The organism is Bacillus sp. cl96 (genome assembly GCF_900100505.1).
Lineage (GTDB): Bacteria > Bacillota > Bacilli > Bacillales > Bacillaceae_G > Bacillus_A > Bacillus_A cereus.
Genome location: NZ_FNDM01000005.1, coordinates 119,042 through 137,855, shown reverse-complemented (window position 1 = coordinate 137,855; position 18,814 = coordinate 119,042). Strand labels below are relative to the sequence as shown.

Here is an 18,814-nt window from a genome sequence, read left to right as displayed (position 1 = left end):
TATTTTTCGACAATACATACAAAATGTTTTTGTCTTTTCGTATTTCTTAATAATTGAGTTTGATAAGATTGCTCAATTAACTTTTATTATAAAAACTATGAAGGAAGTGATTTTAGTATGGAAACGCTCGAATTGGCACGAATACAGTTCGCATCAACAACGATTTTCCATTACTTTTTTGTTCCGCTGTCAATTGGTTTAGCTTTTATTATTGCAATCATGCAGACGTTGTATGTGGTAAAAGGGCAAGAGGTATATAAGAAGATGGCAAAGTTTTGGACGCAATTATTCCTTATTAACTTTGCAGTAGGTGTAGTAACAGGTATTTTACAAGAATTTCAGTTTGGTATGAACTGGTCAACGTATTCACGTTTTGTAGGTGATGTATTTGGTCCCTCGCTTGCAATTGAAGGATTACTGGCATTTTTCATTGAGTCTACATTCCTAGGTTTATGGGTATTCGGTGAGGACAAATTACCGAAGCGAATTCACTTAATGTGTATTTGGCTCCTTTCAATTGGCACGATGTTATCAGCATTCTGGATTTTAACTGCAAGTGCATTTATGCAGTCACCTGTCGGGTATGAAATGGCAGCTGATGGTCGTGCGCAAATGAATGATTTCTTAGCCATTATTCAAAACCCACAACTATGGGTACAATTCCCGCATACAATTACAGCGGCAATTGCAACAGGTGCATTCTTTATTGCTGGTGTAAGTGCATGGAAAATTACAAAAGGACAAGAAACTGTAGTATTTAAAAAATCTTTCCGAATTTCTATCATTGTTGGAACAATTACAACGGCGCTTGTATTATTCTTTGGTCATGCACAAGCGCAACAATTAATTAAGACACATCCAATGAAGATGGCGGCAGCTGAAGCGCTATGGAATACAAGTGAGGATCCAGCACCATTTACAGTATTTTCGAAAATTGATACGGAGAAGAAAGAAAATTCGTTTGAAATTCAAATCCCTTATATGCTAAGTCTATTATCGTATGATAAGTTTAGCGGTCAAGTTGAAGGGATGAATCAAATTCAAAAACAATATGAGGAAAAATATGGACCTGGAGATTATATTCCTCCAGTGCATACAATGTTTTGGAGTTTTAGAGCGATGGTAATGAGTGGAACATTCATGCTTCTTCTAGGAGCTTACGGATGGCTCTTATCAAGAAAAGATCGTTTAGCTGAAAAAACGTGGTATTTAAAATTAATGGTGTATGCAATTTCTCTTCCATTCATCGGTAATACAGTAGGGTGGATTATGACTGAAATGGGTCGTCAACCTTGGGTAGTATTTGGTGTAATGAAAACAGAAGATGCTGTATCACCAAATGTAACATTCGGTGAAGTATTATTCTCACTTATTTCATTCACATCAATGTATTTAATTATGGGTGGAATTTGTGTGTACTTATTCGTTCGTACCATTAAGGGCCACACGAATAAGAAAACGAAAAAGGATTATCAAAGCCATGATCCATTTGATAAGGAGGAAGAGTATGTTATCTCTTAATGAGTTGTGGTTTTTAGTTATTGCAATCTTGTTTGTTGGATTCTTCGTACTGGAAGGTTTCGATTTTGGTGTAGGAATGGTTTCGAGGTTTTTAGGAAAGAATGATTTTGAAAAACGAGTTTACTTAAATACAATAGGACCGTTCTGGCACGCGAATGAAGTATGGCTTGTTTGTGCTGGTGGAGCCATGTTTGCGGCATTTCCGCACTGGTATGCAACTTTATTTAGTGGTTTTTATATTCCATTTGTATTTATGCTTCTTGCTTTAATTTTAAGAGGTGTTTCCTTTAAATTTCGTGCGAAAATAGATAATCATAAATGGAAGAGTGCATGGGATTGGGGGATGTTTATTGGAAGTATGTTACCTCCTATCCTTTGGGGAGTTGCGATTGCAAACTTTATGGTAGGTGTACCTATTGATGAGAGTAAAAATGTTGTAGGTGGATTCTTGCAATTACTTCATCCATTTGCGTTACTTGGAGGAGTAATGTTTCTCCTACTATGTATTGTTCACGGATTACAATTTCTTACGATACGTACAACTGGTAAATTGAGAGAACGTGCACGAATTGCTGCAATAAAAATTGCACCATTTTCATTACTTACACTTCTTGTTTTTGCTGGTGTGGGGTTATGGAAAACCGACATTTTCACTGCTCATGGAACAGAATGGATTATGGTACCAATCGGAGCTTTTGTAGCACTATTAGTGTCCACTTTATTAAATAAAAGAAGAAGAGATGGTTGGGCTTTCTTTATGACGAGTTTAACGATCATTTTACTAAGTGCGAGTGTATTTATCGGTATGTTCCCACGTGTTATGATTAGCTCTTTAGGAGCAATGAATGATTTGACAATTTACAACGCAGCATCAGGAGCTTATGCATTAAAACTTATGACTTACTTTGCGATTGCTATTTTGCCTTTCGTTATCGGAAGTCAAATATGGAGTTATTATGTATTTAGACAACCTGTTAAGTCAGACAACGATTTGGAGTACTAATGAAAAGAAAAAGAGGACTTCCGTCTTATCCCGGTAGCCGTATTTTATATGTAGCGTTAACGATTATTAGTATTTTAGAAGCTTTTAGTATTATTGCGCAAACAATCTTTTTAGCACGAGCTATTACGTTTTTATTTCATGGAGAGACAGTACAAACAATATTAAGTGAAGTTGTTTATTTTGGTATCGCGTTTGCAGCGCGTAACATAGTAGTTCGAACATCACAAATATTAGTGGAACGTTTTGCTGAAAAAACAGGGTCGTTACTAAGAAAACAATTGATAGAGGCATATTTCACATTAGGTCCAAGGTATGTTCAAACTGTTGGAACTGGTCATCTGGTTACCTTATCAATTGAGGGGATTGAGAAATTTAAAACATATATTGAATTAACGATTCCTAAAATGATTAGAAGTAGTATCGTTCCAGGTCTAATTGTACTATATGTTTTTACGCTAGATATTGAGTCTGGAATCATTTTAGTTGTAACGATTCCTATCGTGATCATATTTATGATTCTTCTCGGATTAGCAGCGCAAAAAATGGCAGATAGTCAGTATGAGATATATCGTGTACTTTCGAATCATTTTGTAGATACGTTAAAAGGTTTAGAAACATTAAAGTATTTAGGGAAAAGTGAACAGCACGAAGGAAAGATTGAAAAAGTAAGTAAAAGATATAGAAAAGCAACGATGCGTACTTTGCGAGTTGCTTTTCTTTCTTCTTTTGCATTAGATTTCTTTACGAGTTTATCAATTGCGTTTGTGGCAGTTGGATTAGGGATACGTTTAATAGATGGAACGATTATACTATTACCAGCCCTTACAATTTTGATTTTAGCTCCGGAATATTTTCTGCCGATTAAACAAGTGGGAGCAAATTATCATGCGACATTAGATGGACAAATTGCGATGGAGCAAATAGAAGAGATTTTGCAACAACAAAAAGGAATACAAAAGAAAGATTTAAATGAAGATATAGTATGGAATGCCTCTAGTAGCTTGAAATTACAAGATATCAAAGTTAATAATACTGAATCTGAAAAGGCTATATTAGAAGGAATTAATTTTACTTGGGAAGGTAACGGTGCTATTGGTGTTATTGGTGAAAGTGGTGCAGGGAAATCGACGTTAATCGACGTATTAGCAGGTTTTTTATCTCCTTCGAGTGGAAAGATGTTAGTAAATGGTGTAGAAGTTGATGGATCTACTCGTGAAGATTGGCAAAAAAATATTGCTTATATTCCGCAGCAACCTTATATTTTTCCGCTTTCATTAAAGGATAACATTCGGTTTTATGAAACAAATGCAACAGATGAAGAAGTTGAAAGAGTTATTAATGAAGTCGGCCTTCGTTCACTCGTTACATCACTTCCAAATGGGATACACGAAAGAATTGGAGAAGGTGGACGTATGCTAAGTGGCGGACAAGAACAGCGTGTTGCTATGGCGCGTGCGCTTTTAAGTAAAAAAACAATCATTTTATTAGATGAGCCTACGGCACATCTTGATATTGAAACCGAATTTGAAATAAAGCAAGCGATGTTACGTCTATTTAATGGAAAGTTAGTATTTTTAGCAACTCACCGTCTACATTGGATGAAACAAATGGACCATATTCTTATTCTAAATAAAGGGGAAATGAAAGAAAGTGGGACGTATGAAGAACTTTTAGAGAATGAGACATTACATTTTCATAGGGAAGAGAGGGGAGAGAAATGAGTAACTGGGTTAAACCTTATATAAAACAAAATAAAGGTAGAATGACTTTAACTATTTTCCTTGGTCTTCTTGGAGTTAGTTCAGGAGCGATGTTACTTTTTATTTCAGGTTATTTGATCTCAAAATCTGCCCTTAGACCAGAAAATGTAATGGCTGTATATGTTCCTATTGTTGCAACAAGAGCGTTTAGTATAGGGCAAGCTGTATTTCATTATATAGAGCGCCTAGTCGGACATGATGTCGTACTACGTATATTAGAAAAAATGAGAACGAGGCTATATAGAATAGTAGAACCACAGGCGTTATTTTTCCGTTCTCGATTTCAAACGGGTGATATGTTAGGAGTGTTATCCGAAGATATAGAGCATTTGCAAAACCTATATTTACGTACAATATTTCCTAGCATATTAGCGCTAGTTGTTTATAGTATCTTCGTACTTGTTATCGGTGCATTTGATTTTGTTTTTGCACTTATTGTAGGTTGTATGTTAGCTATTATCGTTTTTCTTCTTCCGTTTGTATCATTACTTTTGATGAAGAAACATCATGTTACTTTAAAGCAAGGAAGAAACCGTTTGTATCAACAACTGACAGATGCTGTTTTTGGATTATCTGATTGGCAAGCAAGTGGTCGTAAAGATGAATTTATTAATGAGTATGTAAAACAAAATGATCAGTTGTTAAAAATCGAAAAGAGAGTGAAACGCTGGTATCATATTCGGGACAGTATCATTCAATTAGTAGTAGGTATTGTAGTTATTTCGATGATCATATGGACTGGGAATGAAGCGGCAAGTGAACAAATTGCTCCTACAGTTATCGCAGCTTTCGTATTAATGACTTTATCTGTAACAAACGCGCTTATTCCTATTGCAGATGCCATCGATCGAATACCGTCGTACGTAGAATCTACCCATCGTCTTAATGGCGTAGAAAGTGATAGTGTTTTACATGATGAAACGGATTTGCATGGAGAGAAAGATTATATTGAACCAAAACATGTAGATATTGAACTGAATCACGTATCGTATAGTTATCCAGATAGTAATGAGATTGTATTAAAAGATGTATCATTACAAATAAAAGCAGGGAAGAAAATTGCTATTTTAGGAAGAAGTGGGACAGGGAAATCTACTTTACTAAAATTGTTAACAGGGGCGTTAAGCCCAGTAAATGGCCAAGTTGTATTGAATGGTGAACGAGCTCATACGAATCTTTTATCTAAATATATTTCTGTATTAAATCAAAAGCCGCATTTGTTTGATACGACAATTGGAAATAATGTACGAATTGGCAAACCGGAGGCGACGGATGAAGAGATATGGAAAGCTTTAGAGAAAGCACAATTAGCTTCACATGTTACTTCTCTTCCAGACGGATTACAAACAAAAATGCATGAAATGGGAAAGCGGTTTTCTGGTGGGGAAAGACAAAGGGTTGCTTTTGCTAGAACTCTTATGCAAGAAACACCAATTATTGTACTTGATGAACCGACTATCGGTTTAGATCCAAAAACAGAATTGTCTTTAATCGAGACAATGTTTTCTGCAACGGAAGACAAGACGGTTATTTGGATTACGCACCATCTTGTAGGAATAGAACATGTAGACGAAGTTATATTCCTTGATCGTGGCCAAATTGTCATGCAAGGTAGTCATAAACAACTTCTGAAAGAAAATGAAAAGTATCGTAAACTTTATGAGTTAGATAAAGGAATATGATTTAAATAAGCAATAATTGTAAAAATAGCTACGCCTAATGGTGGAGCTATTTTTTTTGTTAGATTGCAGGTGTATATGATTGTTACGAATTAAAAATGAATTTCATATTATACATATAATGGAGGGGATGTACATGAAGGAGCAATATAAAATCATTGTTTTAAGTGATGAGTTATCAGGGGAGAGGATTCGAAATACGTTAGACAAAAATAAATGTAAAACAATAGTTCATGTTGTAGACGTTTCAGATGTTGTTCGTATAGAAAGTTCTTTTCAATATATAGTCATTTGGAGAGGGGACGCAGAAAAACTTACAAATGACTTGATAAATAGGGGCGTGCAAAGTTCAAAAATTATTAATTTAACAAAATACATGTATGAATGGAAGGATAAATTAATTTCTATCTATCAAATAAATCCGGATCTTATGTCTTTATACATTTCTATGAAAAAAACAAAGAGTGATCCGACGTATGAATTGTTTGCTACCGGTTTGTCTTATCCACATTGTGGCATAAGTACGGAGCTTCTCTCAAAAAAGTCAATAAAATTAACACTTCCATCGCAAGATCTATACTATGATTATTTAATAGCGTCACAACTTTTATCAAACAATCATTCATTTCAATATTGTTTAATAGGAATAGCCTATTTCTCGTTTTACTTTGATATGTCGTTATCATCTGAATCATATAGAATTCACAAAGTATATTATCCATTGTTTCAAGATGGTCATCATACTCTAGTTCATTCTCCTCTACCCACTGATGGATTCTCACATCTAAATACTCCGAAACCACTTCTTTCTATTTTTAATTTGCATTTTGAATATATTTTATTAGACGAACTAAAAGATGAATCATTGATGCTGCCTTGGATAAATGCTGAATGGAATACTACTTCTCTTCATATTCCTTTTGAAGAACACGGGAAAATAAGAGCAGCTTCACATGCTAAATTGGCGTATCCTCATACTTTAGTTGAAAATAAAATGATTTTTAAGAAATATTTAGAATTACTGTTAAAAAACGATATAAAGCCATTAATTGTTGTGTTCCCTGTTACTTCACATTATTTCAATTGTAGTAGTAAGAAATTAAAAGAAGATTTTTATAAAGTTATAAATGATTTTCAAACTCAATATTCTTTTCAAATTATAGATCTATTTGATTCGCCATTATTTTGTGACGATGATTTTTATGATAGTGATCATATGAATAAAAAAGGTGCAAATAAAATGTCCGCATTATTAAATATGTTTATTCAGGAACGAAAAGTATGATATTTTGTTTCCTGTTTGCATAAAAGTATATAGGCTCCATACAGTTAAAGTAATGTGATTTTTGTGTCGCGTATATAAATAATATGCGAAGAGGTGAGAGAGTTAAAATGAGAACTCGTATTGAAAGAACTGAAGAAATGGTAGAGCAACTTCCGTTGGTAAGTGTATTAATTCCTACGTATAATCGTCCTAGTTACTTTGAAAAGGCGTTATGTAGTGTGTTAGAACAAACGTACCCTAATATAGAAATTATAGTTGGAGATGACAGCACGAATGATGAAACAGAAAAATTGTTACAAAAATACTTATGTGATCATTCAAATATTATTTATATAAAAAATAGGTCAACTCTCGGACAATTTGAAAATGCGTTAATGTTATTTAATGAAGCGAACGGTGAGTATATAAATTTTTTAATGGATGATGATGTATTTCATGTGAATAAAATTGAAAAAATGATGAAGTATTTTTTCAATGATTTAGATAATGAAATTAAGCTTGTAACATCTCATCGTCAAGTCATTGATGATAAAGGGAAAGAACTGCGACATATTTATTCGACTGTCCGTTTATTTGAAGAGGATACCATTATAGAGGGAACAGAATTAGGAAATAAGGTAATTGTGGATCAAAAAAATTACATTGGAGAACCGACAACAGTTTTATTTCGTAAAAATGATTTACAAGAACCATATGGGATTTTTGATAAGAGGCGGTATTTATGTAACGTAGATATAGCTTCATGGTTATCTTTATTAAGTAAAGGAAAAGCAGTATATATAGCAGAGACACTGAGTTACTTTCGATTACATCCAGATCAACAGTTAAATGAATCTAATAAAATGATGGATGGGTTAGAAGATTTTTCACACAGTATTATAGCAGGAGAACAATATGGTTTCTTATCCACCGAAAAAGAGTTAGACAAAGCGATAACTAATTTTCTAGATTATGCAAGAAGGATAGTTCCATCATCAATATTATATACATTAGACTATTACCAAAAAATTAGAGCGAAGAAAATAAACATAGAAAAGAAAAAACAACATATAAATAATAATTCTTCATTACCGAAAGTAAGTATACTTATTCCTGCATACAATAGACCTTATTACTTGGAATTAGCACTCAACAGCGCTTTGAATCAAACATATGAAAATATTGAAATTATTATTTCTGACGATAGTACAAATAATGAAGTCAATGCTATGATTCAACCGTACTTACGTGAATATGAGTGTATTACATATGTTAAAAATGAAACGCCGTTAGTTGCCGAAAACTTTAATAAGTGTGTAGAACTTGCGAATGGGGACTATATGAACTTTTTATTAGATGATGATTTATTTCATCATGAAAAGATCGAGAGAATGATGAAATACTTTTTGACGTTAGAAAATATTTCATTTGTGACGTCATATCGTGAACTGATTGATGAGAATGGAGAGATATTACCACCTTCAACATTAAATATGAAAATCGCGAAAGAAACTACACTTTTTGAAGGAAAAGAATTAGGAAATTATATGTTAAAAAACTTAAAAAATGTAGTTGGTGAGCCGACAACTGTTTTGTTTAATCGGGATTTGTTTGACGGGAAGTTTGGATATTTTAAAGGAAAGGCTTATTCTGCTATTAATGACATTGCAACTTGGCTAGATATGATGAGGAAAGGAAAAGTAGTTTATATACATGAACCTCTTAGTTATTTTAGACAACATAGTGGACAAAATCAAAAACAAATGCATTTTATTTTAATGACAATTGAAGAGTGGATTGAATTAATTATAGATGCATATAATAGTGGGTTTTTAAGCTCCGAAAGTGAGTATAAAGAGAGTTTATCTTATTGTTTAGAAAATGCGGGATTTATAGTTAAGGATGCAGTAAGAAATGGCGAACTAGATCAAATTTATAATGAAAAGATAAAAAAAGGCTTAAATAAGTTAGTTGCTCATATGTTCGAGAAAGAATCTTGTTATTGTCAATATTGTAATCAACAATTTGAAAAATTTTCACCTTGGCCAGCACATTATGATTTTCCGAAATATAAATTTGAAATGTGGAATAAAGATACAGGGATATGTCCAGTTTGTAATTCGATGGATCGTGAAAGATTGTACCGTGCGTACATTGAAACGGAAACGGACTTGTTAAATAGAAACTATACAATGCTTCATATTGCACCTGAAGCGAAGTTAAGAGATTGGTTTAACGAGTATAAAAATATTACGTATGTATGTGGTGACTTAGAACCAAAGGATCCATTAATGAAGGAAATTGATGTTACAAGGATTACATATGATAGTAATACTTTTGATGTAATATTATGTAGCCATGTGTTAGAACACGTTCCTGATGATGACAAAGCAATGCGAGAGTTATATAGAGTGTTAAAGCCAAATGGATGGGGAATTATTCAAGTACCGATCGTAATGAATGTAGATTTTATTATAGAGAATGAATTAATTGTAACACCACAATTGAGGAAATTAGCTTTTGGTCAAGAAGATCATGTGAGAATTTACAATCAATCGGGATTTATTCAACGATTAATGAATGCAGGATTTAAGGTAGAATTATATAACATAGCGGAAAAACAAGGAATGAAAGGTGCTAGGAAATTTGGATTATCTGAAACAGATATGCTCTATATTGTACGAAAATGATAGGAAGGAATAGATAGATATGGAGAATATTCCTTTTTTACGTGCTTCAACTGTACCTGTAAGTGAGTATTTGGACGAATTGAAGGAAATTGATACATCTCACATATATACGAATTATGGACCTATAAATCAACGTTTTGAGGAAACAATTATGTCGTCATTTTTTCAAAACAGGGGAGCTGTTACAACAGTAGCAAACGCAACGTTAGGGTTAATGGCGGCTATTCAACTAAAGAAAAGAAGAAAGGGAAAGTATGCTCTCATGCCTAGTTTTACATTCCCTGCGACTGCCTTAGCCGCTATTTGGTGTGGATTGGAACCGTACTTTATTGATATTTCAATAGATGATTGGTATATGGATAAAACCGTACTTTTGGATAAGATAGAAGAATTAAAAGAAGAGGTTGCGATTGTTATCCCGTACGCCACTTTTGGATCATGGATGAACTTAGAAAAATATGAAGAATTAGAGAAGAAGGGGATTCCGGTTGTCGTAGATGCGGCGCCGGGATTTGGTTTAATGAATGGAGGGATGCATTACGGTCAAGATTTTAGTGGAATGATCGTATATAGCTTTCATGCAACAAAGCCTTTCGGAATTGGTGAAGGAGGGCTCATATATAGTAAAAACGAAGAAGATATACAACATATTAAAAGAATGGGGAATTTCGGATTTGATAAAAATCGTGAATGCACGATGATGGGGTTTAATTGTAAAATGTCTGAATACGCAGCCGCTATTGGGATTGCGACTATAAAAAAGTGGGATCAAAAATTAAAAGAACGCAGCCGTATTTCTGAATGGTATAAACAGTTGTTACAAAATACTGGGTTAATGAAAAAAGGGTGGAAAGTCCAAAAGACAGAAGCAGTTATTCACCAATTTATGCCTATCATTTGTCCAGAAGAAGTTCGCAACATACAAGTAATAGAAGAACTGAAAAAACAGAAAATAGAAGCTAGATTATACTTTTCACCATCTTGCCACCAACAAGTTCTTTTTAAAAACTATAAGTCTACAGATTTAACAAAGACGAATAAAATAGCAAAACGAATCGTAAGTTTACCTTTATGGGAAGGAATGACGAAAGAACTAGTAGAGCAAATTGTAATCTGTTTAGAGCAGAGGGTGGTGTCGGTAGATGAATAGTTTTTATAGTCAAGAAGAACTAAAGCAAATTGGATTTTTATCTGTTGGGAAAAATGTATTGGTTAGTAAAAAAGCAAGTATATATAATCCGAGTGCTATATCAGTTGGCAATCATGTAAGAATTGATGATTTTTGCATTTTAAGTGGTAAAATCACAATTGGAAGTTATTCGCACATATCAGCGTATACAGCGTTATATGGAGGGGGAGTTGGGATTGAAATGCATGATTTTGCAAACATCTCAGCTAAAACAATCGTATATGCAGTACTTGATGATTTCAGTGGAAATACATTAATGGGGCCAACCGTCCCGAATCAATATAGGAATGTGAAAGCAGAAAAAGTTATTTTAAAAAAACATGTGATTATTGGTGCCAATTCTATTATTTTTCCAAATGTAATTGTAGGAGAAGGTGCGGCAGTCGGCGCGATGAGTATGGTAAAAGAGAGTTTAGATGATTGGTATATTTACGCTGGAATTCCCGTAAGGAAAGTAAAACCTCGTCAAAAAAAGATGCTAGAGCTAGAAATTGATTTTTTAAAAAGCATTCATTCTTAACAAAAAAGAATGAATGCTTTTTATTTTTATCCCGCTATTTGCCGATAAAGATTCGACTGGTGAGGGCTAATTAAAGTTTCACTTTATGATAGAGCAGAGTGTATCTTAACTTATTATGTTTTAAATTTTGCTGACCAAGGCAATACTGAGCCATAGTGAATGTAAAGTTGGAGGGCGAGCGTATATGTTTGATGAGGATGGGATTGTTTTAATTATGGAACCAGCTGATGAAAGAAACTTGAGGAGATTTATTTTTTCAGTGCCAAAGTCAGTGTATGAAAAGAAGGGGCTTACATTACACTATGGAACAGCTATAGGACAAGGATATATGGATATAATTGAAGATATTATAAGCGTACATATAGAAATAGATGTTGTAACGATAATAGGGCATGTAAGAGGATAAATAGCTATTTGAAAAAGGTTATAAACAATTTAGCTAGAAGTTATGTATAGAGAAAATTACAGACAATGATAAAGACGAAGGGGGTCTAAAATGAAAATAAAATCAATTTTATTAGTATTTATAGTTTCAATTGGTTTAATGGGATGTTCAATAGTGGAAGAAGGAAAGAACTCCATAGATTATGCTCAAAAGGCGACAGACTATGTAAATGAAATAAGTGCATTTGCAAATGATGCACCAGCATTAGCAGAAAAGGCCGTTAATGATAGCGAGGCTCGAAAAGAATTAGAAACGAAGCTTAGTGAAATTAAACAAGATATACCCGCATTCAATGAATTAACGCCACCTGATGTAGCAAAGGATATTCATCAACAAATCGTCGGATATAACGAAAAGTTAAATGCGTTAATTGATACGGCGATGACAAAGATAGAAGAAGGAAAAGTGGATGTAGAGCAATTTAAAAACTCCGAGCTTATGCAGACGGTAGATCAAGTTCGAGATTTGAAAGATAAAGTGCAAAATTTAGGTCAATAGTAAAAAGCTCCGTTTGTGATAAACGGAGCTTTTTACTATTGGATACAATAAACGATTACACCAACGATAATAATCATGTTGCCGATGAGTTTACGTTTCGTTATTTTTTCTCCTAGGAAATACCAACCGAAAATTAATATGATGATATAACTTAAGGATTCTAATGCTGATGCTTGTTTTAATGCCATGCCCTTCATGGCGATAACATTTAATCCGGCGTTAATTACAAATAAAGAGTAGCCGATAATAACATAAGGATTCACATATTCTTTTATTCTAGAATCGTATTGTTGCAAAGTAGCTTTTTTTAATAATATTTGTGAGTAATTAGCTAAAATTATCCCGAAAATAAATAATAACATATAACTATTCATCTTTTGTCACCACCACAATTCCGACGATAATAATAGCTGCACCAAGTAAATGATTCCACTGAATCGTATCTCCAAATAGAAATACTGACCAAAGCATTGACCACAGTATAATAATCCCGCGATGTGAATATGCTTTTGAAATTTCGAAATGTTTAATTACTTGTTGCCATAAAATTGCATATCCGAATAAAAGTATAACTAATCCGAAATAAGCAACAAAAAATGAGATGGAAGCAATGGGGAATTTAGCTGCCCATTTCATGTAAACCATAATGATAGAATATATCAAAAAAGCTACATGTAAAAATACGTAATTTTTAATAGTTGGTTTCATTTATTCACTCTCTTTTGCATATAAATATATATTTATACCTAATTTTTCTAGTGTTAGATATTGGAACATATTTTGTTTAATCTTTCACATTCCAAATTATATAGTATCATGGCTTTTATTGTAAAACAATAGAAGCTATGCATTCATTTTTTCCAAGGTTCTACAATGTGTATCGTTTTATTTGTTGCATCCAACTCTACTTGAACACCGATAGGCATGGTAATCATGGGATGTGTATGACAACAATCGAAGTCAGCTAGAAAAGGAATTCTTTGATTTTGAAGTACTTCTAGTAGTATTTCAAAAGGTTTTCGATTTGTACCACAATCATCAAATTGCTCATGTTTTCCAAGAATGATACCTGAAATTTTATCGAATACACCGTTAATTTTAAGTAATGAAAAGCTTCTTTCAATAGTAGCTGCGTCTTTTGAACTGTCCTCAATGAAGAGAATGTCGCCTTCTTGAATATGTGGCATATAGGGGCTACCCCAAATTCCTTGTATCGTGTTTAAATTCCCGCCAATAATACGCCCAGTAGCTTTTCCATCAATTACTGAAATCCAATCGTTTGGTCGAAGTTCTTTCTCCTTTGTCTTTTCTTCCCAATTAATAAATTCATCTGACCAAAATAATGGTTGTTTTATATGATAAGGAAGAGAATGATCATGTAGTAAAGTTTCAGCGAAATATTTGTATGTGCAATCAACAAAAGATTCAAATTCGCCAAAGGAAGGGACGAGAGCTGGTCCATAAAATGTAGGGATTCCTGTTTTGGTGTAAATTGCTAGTAATAAAGCAGTTGCATCTGAATACCCAATCATTATTTTAGGGTTCTTTAGAAAAGCATCATAATCAATATAAGGTAATATTGAATTTGAATTCATCCCACCAATTGTTGACATAATACAAGAAATATTAGGATTTCTTATTAAGACATTTAGCTCCTCAGCACGCTCTTGTATACTACCAGAACGATAAAAATCATATCGACCTGTTAATGAACCTTCTAATATATGAAACCCTTTCTGTTGTAAGTAAGATTTTGCTCGTTCAAATCTCTTTGGTGAAGTGTAGGTTACTGGTGAAGAAGGGGAGTAAATCCCAACTGTGTCTCCGTATTTTAATGATTTTGGAAGTAGCATTTGTATGAATCCCTTCTATTAAATAGTTTATCTCGCTATTTGACGGGTAGCCTGATTGGTGGGGCTGATTAAAGTTTCGCTTTATTTACGAGATTTTATTATTAAATATTCTTACGTTTCAATATTGTAAGTTTAACATAAATAAATTAAAATAATCATTGCTGTACTATGAATAAATATACCTTTTACCTTGACTGTATAAAGGAATTGTTGATAAGGTTAAATGTGAGTGTATAAAAGGTTTGCTAAAGGAGTTTTGAAATGAATCGGTTAAAATGGGGAAGGATGACAGTCCTATTAGTCATTATTTTAGGGATATGTTGGTTCTTATTCCAAGGAAATCAAAAGAGCATAGCGAATGTAGAGGGACAACCTTTGCAAGTGGCAGAACTACCTAAAGCAGGATTTACTGAAAAAGTAGTCCCGCCAAAGTACATCCCACCAGAAATTAACGCAAAAGCAGCTATGATTATCGATGCGAGTGATGGAGATATTATTTATCAATATAATGAAAATGAAGCTTTTGCACCGGCTAGTATGTCTAAGATGATGACAGCGTATCTCTTACTAGAGAGTATACATAACGGGAAAGTTCGCTGGGAAGATCCAGTAAAAATGAGTGCGAAGGCGGCACAAACAGAGGGAGCGAGAATCCCAGTACAAGTTAATGATACATTAACTGTTAAAGATTTATATCATGCATTAATGATTGAGTCAGCTAATAATTCAGCTGTGGCTTTAGCAGAACATATGGCAAAATCGGAGAAAGATTTCGTTCAGCTTATGGATGCAAAAGCGAAACAGTTAAAAATGTCGGAACATGCTAAATTTGCAAATGCTTCTGGATTACAAGAGCCAGATGGAAGTGAAACAAAAATGACGGCTGGTGATGTAGCGCAATTGGCATATCATCTTATAAAAGATTATCCGGAAATATTAGAAGTGACTCACTTACGCCAAAGTCAGCTAGCATTTAATAATATTAATGTTATAAGCACAAACGACATGTTAAATAAAAATAATAAAAGTTTATATATAGAAGGAATGGACGGACTAAAGACTGGATTTACAGATAGTGCAGGATACTGTTTTACTGGGACTGCAAAGCAAGGTGATAATCGAATTATTACAGTGGTCATGGGGACATCAAGTAAAACAAAACGTTTTACAGAGACAAATAAGTTAATGTCGTATGCATTTGGATTAGTTAATTAAGTAAGTAAAATACGAATCTAGATCGCTACATAAGTAAGACTGTTTGTTGTTACTAATTTTAGATAACAACAAACAGTCTTTTTATTTTCATTTTAAAAAGGAAAAAGGGTCTAAATATAAGTGTTATTATTTGAGTTTGTTTGTTGCTGTGATATTATAAAGTTATAAGCTTATTAATAATAAGTTTGAGGGGGCGTAATATGATATATACATATGAAATAGCCTCAATTGAAAATTGGAGGGAATTATGATGGCAAAAGATTTTTACTCAGCAATTGAAGACAGAAGATCTATTTATGCAATTAGTAAAGAGCAAGTAGTTTCTGATGAGAAAATTCAAGAAGTGATTTATCATGCTGTAAAACATACACCTTCAGCTTTTAATTCTCAAAGTGCTCGCGTTGTTGTTTTATTAGGAGAACAACATGATAAATTATGGGATATTACGAAAGAAACGTTACGAAAAATTGTACCTGAAAATAACTTTGCACCTACTGAAGAAAAAATGAATGCATTTAAAAGTGGTTATGGAACGGTTTTATATTTTGAAGACAGTGAAGTAGTGGAAAGCCTTCAAGCTAACTTTGCATTATATAAAGATAATTTCCCAACTTGGTCTCAGCAATCATCAGGAATGTTACAATTTGCAATTTGGACAGCTTTAGAAATTGAAGGGTTTGGTGCTACGTTACAGCATTACAATCCGCTAATTGATGAAGAAGTGAGAAAAGAGTGGGATGTTCCAGCAAATTGGAAACTTATTGCGCAAATGCCATTTGGTAAACCGGTAGTACAGGCTGGTGAAAAAGAATTCCAACCGTTAGAAAACCGTGTGAAAATTTATAAATAAAATAATTTGATAAAAGGTGAACAGGAATATAACCTGTTCACCTTTTTTTATACGTAATAAGGGTTTTTTTGTCCGGCATTTTTCATCTGATTTTTTAATTCATTTTTACGTGTTTCAATAGCGGATACTTTTTGTAATGTTATCATTGAAACGAATTGAATAAAAGCATAGTATAGCTCTATATTTTTTTGTATTGGATCATCTATTATATTTCTCACAAATATGCCTCCTCTTTTTATTCCAATAAAAATCCGCATTAACGGGCAGCCCGAGTGGTGAGGGTTAAAAATTAGCGGAGGATGTATAAAACCCTTACTGATTAAAGTTTCATTTTATAAAATGAAACTTTAATCAGTTCGCTAAAATTCTTGTTTATTAAGATATGTATATAATACTATAAACATCCTATAAATTCCATTATCGGAAAAAGAGAACAGTTGGTATAGTGTGTGTTTTCTTTAAAGGAGAAATGGCTTTTGTGAAATAAATCTTACAATTCGTCAAATTATTTCAAAATTGTAGATAGTATAGAAATTTAGTTTTCTAAAAATATTATACTATTGATAAATAGAGTGATTTTTGTCATGATGAAAGTATACTTTATGTAAGGAGCTTTATAAGGAAATACATACTTGAGTTTGTATTAGGTTAATAGAATTTTTTATAATAGATAGAAAAGAGATATTTTATATTAAAATATTAAATAGAATGTCGAATTTTTATGTGATATATAAGAAATTTGAAAAAACCATTGCAAAAACACTGTGTTTAATGATAAAGTTCACATGAAGTTCACACGGATTTCACTTTGTTCATTTAAAATGAACTCTGTGTGAAAAATAAAACTCTTGCTAAAAAATGGAACTGGATGAATATTTTACTTTGATAATATTGTAAAGTATTAAAGTTTTAAGTTTTTTTTAAGAGGATAGTAGGGAAAGGAAGTAAAGACAACTTATGAAAAAAGTAATTGCAGGTTTAGCAGCAGCTTCTGTAGCTGGCGTTGCAGTTCCAGGAATGGATTCTGCTCATGCACAAGTTTCAAATGAAGCGCTAAAAGAAATTAATGGACAAACTCAAACTCAAACTCAAACGACTGTAACTGAAACAAAAACTGTAGAAACAACTTCTGAATTAAAATACACAGTAACTGCTGATGTATTAAATGTTCGTTCAGGTGCTGGTACAGGACATAACGTTATTTCTAAAGTAAAATCAGGCCAAGTGCTACAAGTAGTTGGACAAGAAAATGGTTGGTTCAAAGTAAACGTAAATGGTCAAACAGGTTATGTAAGTGGTGACTTCGTAACGACTGGTGGCAAAACAGGAACGACTGTTCAACAAGGAACAGGTACTTACACAGTAAACGTTTCTTCACTTAACGTACGTACAGGCCCAAGTACATCTCATACAGTATTAGGTTCTGTAAACAAAGGTAAAACAGTACAAGTTGTAGGTGAAGTACAAGATTGGTTTAAAATCAACTTCAATGGTGGAACTGGATACGTAAGCAAAGACTTCGTAACAAAAGGTGGTTCTGCTGTATCTAACGAAACAAAACAACCAACTACAAACAACAATACTACAACAGTTCAAACTGGTGGTTCTTATGTTGTTAACACTGGTGCTTTAAAAGTACGTACAGGCCCAGCTACATACAACGCTGTAATCGGTGGAGTAACAAATGGTAAAGTATTAAACGTTACTGGTGCTGAAAATGGTTGGTACAAAATTAACCATAACGGCCGCACAGGTTACGTAAGTGCAGACTTCGTTAAGTTTGTAAAAGGCGGAGTAAACAACGTTACAAATAACAATAATGTTACAAATAACGTTCAACAACCAGGTAAAGACGTACAAAAACCAACAACAGGTGGAGATACATCTTCAATCGCTGGATTCGCTAGATCTTTAAATGGTTCACCATACAGAACTGCTGGTACAACACCTGCTGGTTTTGACTGCAGTGGATTCATTCACTACGTATTAAATCAAACTGGTCATAAAGGCGCTCGTCAAACAGTTGCTGGATACTGGAGCTCTAAAACAAAAACTAGCAATCCACAACCAGGTGATTTAGTATACTTCCAAAATACTTATAAATCAGGTCCTTCTCACATGGGTGTTTACTTAGGAAACGGTCAGTTCATTAGTGCAGAAACAGATGCAACTGGTGTACGTATTAGTTCTGTAAGTAACTCTTACTGGAGCAAGCACCTATTAGGTTACACAAAAGCATACTAAGAAAAAGTAGTTTTATATACTTTTCGTATAGAGAAAAGGCTTTCCAAGGAAACTTGGGAAGCCTTTTTATAGTTGAATAAATT

General features: G+C 33.4%; 17 protein-coding genes. 13 read left to right on the top strand and 4 right to left on the bottom strand.

Annotated features, from left to right (window positions below):
* Positions 1 to 117: 117 nt before the first annotated feature.
* The 10 genes from cydA (at position 118) to BLT20_RS13200 (ending at position 12,569) form a co-directional block, all read left to right on the top strand.
* Complete coding sequence (gene cydA / locus BLT20_RS13245; protein ID WP_000448871.1) at positions 118 to 1,521, top strand: cytochrome ubiquinol oxidase subunit I; 1,404 nt, start codon at positions 118 to 120, stop codon at positions 1,519 to 1,521.
* On the top strand, positions 1,508 to 2,524 hold the full coding sequence (gene cydB, locus BLT20_RS13240) for a cytochrome d ubiquinol oxidase subunit II (RefSeq protein ID WP_000950085.1): 1,017 nt from the start codon (positions 1,508 to 1,510) through the stop codon (positions 2,522 to 2,524). The genes cydA and cydB overlap by 14 nt, the downstream gene beginning before the upstream one ends.
* Positions 2,524 to 4,245 (top strand): thiol reductant ABC exporter subunit CydD, encoded by a 1,722-nt coding sequence (gene cydD / locus BLT20_RS13235; protein ID WP_000824040.1) that lies wholly within the window; start codon positions 2,524 to 2,526, stop codon positions 4,243 to 4,245. Before cydB ends, cydD begins: the two co-directional genes overlap by 1 nt.
* Positions 4,242 to 5,966 (top strand): thiol reductant ABC exporter subunit CydC, encoded by a 1,725-nt coding sequence (gene cydC, locus BLT20_RS13230; RefSeq protein WP_000073644.1) that lies wholly within the window; start codon positions 4,242 to 4,244, stop codon positions 5,964 to 5,966. Before cydD ends, cydC begins: the two co-directional genes overlap by 4 nt.
* Before the next feature lie 133 nt (positions 5,967 to 6,099).
* The gene (locus BLT20_RS13225) at positions 6,100 to 7,248 is read left to right on the top strand and encodes a hypothetical protein (protein ID WP_000664265.1); all 1,149 of its coding nucleotides are present in this window, start codon (positions 6,100 to 6,102) and stop codon (positions 7,246 to 7,248) included.
* Positions 7,249 to 7,355: 107 nt separating this feature from the next.
* Positions 7,356 to 9,917 carry a glycosyltransferase gene (locus BLT20_RS13220; protein ID WP_001260413.1) on the top strand — a complete coding sequence of 854 codons (2,562 nt, stop codon included), beginning with the start codon at positions 7,356 to 7,358 and terminating at the stop codon, positions 9,915 to 9,917.
* Positions 9,918 to 9,936: 19 nt separating this feature from the next.
* Positions 9,937 to 11,067, top strand: coding sequence for a DegT/DnrJ/EryC1/StrS aminotransferase family protein (locus BLT20_RS13215; RefSeq protein ID WP_000427967.1), 1,131 nt, complete (start codon positions 9,937 to 9,939; stop codon positions 11,065 to 11,067).
* The gene (locus BLT20_RS13210) at positions 11,060 to 11,626 is read left to right on the top strand and encodes an acyltransferase (RefSeq protein ID WP_073339726.1); all 567 of its coding nucleotides are present in this window, start codon (positions 11,060 to 11,062) and stop codon (positions 11,624 to 11,626) included. The genes BLT20_RS13215 and BLT20_RS13210 overlap by 8 nt, the downstream gene beginning before the upstream one ends.
* A 184-nt stretch (positions 11,627 to 11,810) precedes the next feature.
* Positions 11,811 to 12,032: a hypothetical protein gene (locus BLT20_RS13205; RefSeq protein WP_000459099.1), complete on the top strand. Its 222-nt coding sequence runs from the start codon at positions 11,811 to 11,813 to the stop codon at positions 12,030 to 12,032.
* Positions 12,033 to 12,122: 90 nt separating this feature from the next.
* On the top strand, positions 12,123 to 12,569 hold the full coding sequence (locus BLT20_RS13200; protein WP_000695199.1) for a DUF6376 family protein: 447 nt from the start codon (positions 12,123 to 12,125) through the stop codon (positions 12,567 to 12,569).
* A 35-nt stretch (positions 12,570 to 12,604) separates the two neighbouring features.
* Here the strand turns inward: BLT20_RS13200 and BLT20_RS13195 are convergent, their stop codons facing one another.
* The 3 genes from BLT20_RS13195 to BLT20_RS13185 all read right to left on the bottom strand — a co-directional run bounded on the left by BLT20_RS13195 (position 12,605) and on the right by BLT20_RS13185 (position 14,422).
* On the bottom strand, positions 12,605 to 12,943 hold the full coding sequence (locus BLT20_RS13195) for an EamA family transporter (protein ID WP_001089868.1): 339 nt from the start codon (positions 12,941 to 12,943) through the stop codon (positions 12,605 to 12,607).
* Positions 12,936 to 13,277, bottom strand: coding sequence for an EamA family transporter (locus BLT20_RS13190; RefSeq protein WP_000805125.1), 342 nt, complete (start codon positions 13,275 to 13,277; stop codon positions 12,936 to 12,938). The genes BLT20_RS13195 and BLT20_RS13190 overlap by 8 nt, the downstream gene beginning before the upstream one ends.
* A gap of 143 nt (positions 13,278 to 13,420) precedes the next feature.
* Positions 13,421 to 14,422, bottom strand: a complete 1,002-nt coding sequence (locus BLT20_RS13185; protein ID WP_000926334.1) for a S66 family peptidase — start codon at positions 14,420 to 14,422, stop codon at positions 13,421 to 13,423.
* 261 nt (positions 14,423 to 14,683) lie between these two features.
* Between BLT20_RS13185 and BLT20_RS13180 the strand changes: the two genes are divergently transcribed.
* Positions 14,684 to 15,637, top strand: coding sequence for a D-alanyl-D-alanine carboxypeptidase family protein (locus BLT20_RS13180; protein ID WP_001080871.1), 954 nt, complete (start codon positions 14,684 to 14,686; stop codon positions 15,635 to 15,637).
* A 247-nt stretch (positions 15,638 to 15,884) separates the two neighbouring features.
* Positions 15,885 to 16,487 carry a nitroreductase family protein gene (locus tag BLT20_RS13175; RefSeq protein WP_011110028.1) on the top strand — a complete coding sequence of 201 codons (603 nt, stop codon included), beginning with the start codon at positions 15,885 to 15,887 and terminating at the stop codon, positions 16,485 to 16,487.
* 47 nt (positions 16,488 to 16,534) lie between these two features.
* On the opposite strand, the gene BLT20_RS13170 is transcribed toward BLT20_RS13175, so the two are convergent.
* A complete protein-coding gene (locus BLT20_RS13170; RefSeq protein WP_001244279.1) occupies positions 16,535 to 16,705 on the bottom strand; it encodes a hypothetical protein in 171 nt (56 codons plus the stop codon).
* A gap of 739 nt (positions 16,706 to 17,444) precedes the next feature.
* Between BLT20_RS13170 and entFM the strand changes: the two genes are divergently transcribed.
* Entirely contained in the window at positions 17,445 to 18,731 is a 1,287-nt protein-coding gene (gene entFM, locus BLT20_RS13165; protein WP_000755507.1) for an enterotoxin EntFM, read from the top strand.
* Positions 18,732 to 18,814 lie beyond the last annotated feature (83 nt).

Excerpts from the sequence above, each read along its gene's own strand:
- cydA (WP_000448871.1), top strand. The coding sequence starts at position 118 with ATGGAAACGCTCGAATTGGCACGAATACAGTTCGCATCAACAACGATT.
- cydB (WP_000950085.1), top strand. The coding sequence starts at position 1,508 with ATGTTATCTCTTAATGAGTTGTGGTTTTTAGTTATTGCAATCTTGTTT.
- cydD (WP_000824040.1), top strand. The coding sequence starts at position 2,524 with ATGAAAAGAAAAAGAGGACTTCCGTCTTATCCCGGTAGCCGTATTTTA.
- cydC (WP_000073644.1), top strand. The coding sequence starts at position 4,242 with ATGAGTAACTGGGTTAAACCTTATATAAAACAAAATAAAGGTAGAATG.
- BLT20_RS13225 (WP_000664265.1), top strand. The coding sequence starts at position 6,100 with ATGAAGGAGCAATATAAAATCATTGTTTTAAGTGATGAGTTATCAGGG.
- BLT20_RS13220 (WP_001260413.1), top strand. The coding sequence starts at position 7,356 with ATGAGAACTCGTATTGAAAGAACTGAAGAAATGGTAGAGCAACTTCCG.
- BLT20_RS13215 (WP_000427967.1), top strand. The coding sequence starts at position 9,937 with ATGGAGAATATTCCTTTTTTACGTGCTTCAACTGTACCTGTAAGTGAG.
- BLT20_RS13210 (WP_073339726.1), top strand. The coding sequence starts at position 11,060 with ATGAATAGTTTTTATAGTCAAGAAGAACTAAAGCAAATTGGATTTTTA.
- BLT20_RS13205 (WP_000459099.1), top strand. The coding sequence starts at position 11,811 with ATGTTTGATGAGGATGGGATTGTTTTAATTATGGAACCAGCTGATGAA.
- BLT20_RS13200 (WP_000695199.1), top strand. The coding sequence starts at position 12,123 with ATGAAAATAAAATCAATTTTATTAGTATTTATAGTTTCAATTGGTTTA.
- BLT20_RS13195 (WP_001089868.1), bottom strand. The coding sequence starts at position 12,943 with ATGAATAGTTATATGTTATTATTTATTTTCGGGATAATTTTAGCTAAT.
- BLT20_RS13190 (WP_000805125.1), bottom strand. The coding sequence starts at position 13,277 with ATGAAACCAACTATTAAAAATTACGTATTTTTACATGTAGCTTTTTTG.
- BLT20_RS13185 (WP_000926334.1), bottom strand. The coding sequence starts at position 14,422 with ATGCTACTTCCAAAATCATTAAAATACGGAGACACAGTTGGGATTTAC.
- BLT20_RS13180 (WP_001080871.1), top strand. The coding sequence starts at position 14,684 with ATGAATCGGTTAAAATGGGGAAGGATGACAGTCCTATTAGTCATTATT.
- BLT20_RS13175 (WP_011110028.1), top strand. The coding sequence starts at position 15,885 with ATGATGGCAAAAGATTTTTACTCAGCAATTGAAGACAGAAGATCTATT.
- entFM (WP_000755507.1), top strand. The coding sequence starts at position 17,445 with ATGAAAAAAGTAATTGCAGGTTTAGCAGCAGCTTCTGTAGCTGGCGTT.